The organism is Cupriavidus sp. KB_39, from assembly GCF_052114485.1.
GTDB lineage: Bacteria > Pseudomonadota > Gammaproteobacteria > Burkholderiales > Burkholderiaceae > Cupriavidus.
Map to the genome: position 1 here is coordinate 1 of NZ_JBFREV010000251.1, position 370 is coordinate 370.

A 370-nucleotide genomic window follows, 5' to 3' on the forward strand; every position below is an offset into this window, starting at 1 on the left:
GTGGAATGCTGATGCAACAGGTATGTCCCCCGCCGCCGCGGTGTGCTCCCAGGTAGCCACCGCCATATTCGTTGACGCCAAAACTGTAGATGCTCCTGTTGGTATGGTTGTGGCCCACCAGATTCAACGTCATCTGGTCTTCGGTGCATCCTGTCAGTGGCAAGCACAGCCCRGCCAATAGGCAAAGACGCCAGACTGAGGGGAACCATTTCGTTTCGCGGCGATGACGCGTATCGGCAGGCATGGACGAAGTCTTTGTCACAGTTCGGCATCCTCACCCTTGAGCGGATAGTCCGGATGCCCGAGGCCCATCATGGTGACGAACACCTTGACCTCGCCGCCGCGCAGGAAATGGACAGCGAACCGGCCG

Annotated in this window: 1 protein-coding gene; it reads right to left on the reverse strand. The window is 59.1% G+C overall.

Going from position 1 to position 370, the window contains the following annotated elements:
• On the reverse strand, window positions 1-244 hold a 244-nt coding region (locus AB4Z27_RS29805), incomplete at its 3' end, for a DUF3304 domain-containing protein (RefSeq protein ID WP_441646085.1).
• Between the last annotated feature and the right edge of the window lie 126 nt (window positions 245-370).